This window comes from Endozoicomonas sp. SESOKO2 (assembly GCF_024606245.1).
In the GTDB taxonomy this organism is placed as follows: domain Bacteria; phylum Pseudomonadota; class Gammaproteobacteria; order Pseudomonadales; family Endozoicomonadaceae; genus Endozoicomonas_A.
The window spans coordinates 1-2556 of record NZ_JAHHPQ010000699.1 but is presented as its reverse complement, the minus strand read 5'-3'; the positions used below and the strand labels follow the sequence as shown (position 1 = coordinate 2556).

2 protein-coding genes are annotated in these 2556 nt (G+C 46.2%); both read left to right on the top strand.

What is annotated here, in order from left to right; genetic code table 11:
• Positions 1-336: 336 nt before the first annotated feature.
• On the top strand, positions 337-2043 hold the full coding sequence (locus KDK17_RS16900) for an F-box/WD40 repeat-containing protein (RefSeq protein WP_257288615.1): 1707 nt from the start codon (positions 337-339) through the stop codon (positions 2041-2043).
• 164 nt (positions 2044-2207) lie between these two features.
• On the top strand, positions 2208-2556 hold a 349-nt coding region (locus tag KDK17_RS16895; RefSeq protein WP_257288614.1), incomplete at its 3' end, for an F-box protein.

Below are 2556 nucleotides of genomic sequence, written 5' to 3'. Positions count from 1 at the left end.
ATGGTGTCGTAAACATTTATGGCCTGGAGGCCAATGGCTCATGGCTGCAAAAAGCCGCCATTCAACAAAAGACAGGATTCACCGCAGCCAGCTTCAGCGCCGATAGCCGAAATGTGGTGACCGTCAGTCAAGATAACAAGGTGAGAATCACTGAACTACGCAAGAGGAGTTGATGGTTGAATGAGCGTATGGATCGGGGCTCTTTTGTTGCCTGGGAAGCTGACCTCAATTTTATGAACTTTCATCATAAAACCCAGTCTAATCACTCGAATCAATTTTGAATGTCCTCTCTGAGCGAGGATAAACACTGACTTTGAAGCTCTGGAGGAGCCAGGCATGAACCCTCTGAACAACCATTCCAGCGATGACGGTTCACCCCTGCCAACGAAGCAACCTCGAATGGAGGAAGCAGCAACGGGTGTCTGTGCAGGCAGGGACGTTATTGTATATCACCAAAATCAATCTCCATTCCTCTGTTTGCCCGACGAAACAAAATCAATAATTATTCGCTATTTGGGTTTTCGCGAGATTACCCGTTTAGCAAAGGTATGCAGGTATCTTCGCGATTTTGTTAAAAATGATAAAGCGATGGAAAGAGCATGGTATCGCCGGTTTCCTTCACCACACCAATATCAACTACAGGCGATGATTACGACTAAAGATACACAACAACTCTGTGATTGGTTGAAGCCGTTTGCAAATAAGGACACTATCGAGTCACTTTTAAAACAACAACAAAGTACTTTTTTTCATCCTCAGCTCCTGTTCACCAACAGTAAACTGATGTCTCAATGTAAAACATTCAAGCTGACAAAAAAAGCCGAAATCACCCATAATTTCGGTGTCAACACAGCCAGCTTCAGTGCCGACAGCCGTCGTGTAGTGACCGCCAGTTTAGATAGGGCGTTGAAAATCTATGAACAGGAGAGTGGTGGAAACTGGGCAGAAAAAGACACTATTATCCATAGTCGTTCAGTCAGGTCGGCCAGCTTTAGCTCTGATGGCTGTTATGTGTTAGCCACCTTTTATGATAAGACATTCAATATCTATAGTCAGTCAGACAATGGAACATGGGGAGTAAAAGCCACCGTTCCCCATGTTCCCAAAGTCAATTCAGTTACCTTCAGTATTGACGGCAGCCGTCTGGTGACTGCCAATCCAGATCACACGGTGAAAATCTTTGCTGAGGGGGACAATGGATCATGGGAATTAGAGGACACTATTTACCATACCTGTCCGGTCGCTAATGCCAAGCTCAGTGTCGATGAGAGTCTTCTGGCGATCCGGGATGAACGTCTCACTGTTAAAATCTATGACAAGAGAGTCAATGGATCATGGATGGAAAAAGCCACCATTCGAAACCAGAGCAAAATCGTCCATTTCAGCGCCGACAGCTGCCACCTGTTAACCTTCAATTCACCTCGCGCGGCAAGTATCTATGACCAGCAGGCCGATGGATCATGGAGAAAAGCAGCCACGATTGATCATGATGATTCTCTCACCGCAGCCACCTTCAGTGCTGATAGCTGCCATGTGGTGACCGCCAGCTGGGATGGCAAGGTGAAAATCTATAGCCTGAAGGGTGCTTCATCATGGCAAGAAAAAGCCTGCATTTCCCACAACGGAGAGGTCACCTCAGCTACCTTCAGTGCCGATTGTCAGCATGTGGTGACCGCCAGTTATGATAAGACGGCAAAAATCAGTGGTCTCCAGACCGACGGGTCATGGCTGGAAGAAGCCTGCATTACCCATGGGCACAGAGTCTTCACAGCCACCTTCAGTGCCGATGGTTGTCATGTGGTAACCGCCAGTTTGGATGGCACGGCGAAAATTTGTGGTCAACGGGCCGATGGGTCATGGCTGGGAAAAGCCACCATCCAACACGAGGAACCCATCAACTCAGCCCACTTCAGTCCCGATGACCGATATGTAGTGACCATCAGTAATGATTTCAGTGCGAGAATCACTGAACTACGGAAGGACGATGTTGATCGAAGGGGTGTAATCTACCCTCCGTCTCAGGTTTGGTGCATCCTATTGTGATCCATGAGCTTGAAGAATTTTTCCGGATCAGGGCTCTGTTTTTTTCCTGCTTTCACTGACCTCAATCGTGTGAACTTTCATCAAAAAACCGAATCCAACCTATCGAATTCATTTTGAATGTCCTTTCTTAGAGAGGATAACTACTAGCTATGGAGAAATAAGGCATGAATGTTATGGACAACCATACCAGCGTTGACGGGCTACTCCCGTCAACACCTGAGTCGCTTCAAATAGAGCAAGCGCCAACGGGTATCAATGCAGGTAGAGAAGTGAGTGTCTATAACAACAATCAATGTTTATTACTCGATTTGCCCGTTGAACTAGAATCTGTGCTTATTCGCTATTTGGGTTTTCGAGAGATTACCCGTTTAGCCAAGGTATGCAGATATCTTCGCGATTTTATTAAAGAAGATAAAGCTCTGGAAAGAGCCTGGATTCGCCGGTTTCCTTCTCCACAGAAATATCAATTAAGGACCACCATTAAGACAAAAGATGAGCAACAAATCCGTGATT

Bases quoted from the DNA above. Each gene is read 5' to 3' on its own strand.
- KDK17_RS16900 (WP_257288615.1), top strand. From the start codon at position 337: ATGAACCCTCTGAACAACCATTCCAGCGATGACGGTTCACCCCTGCCA.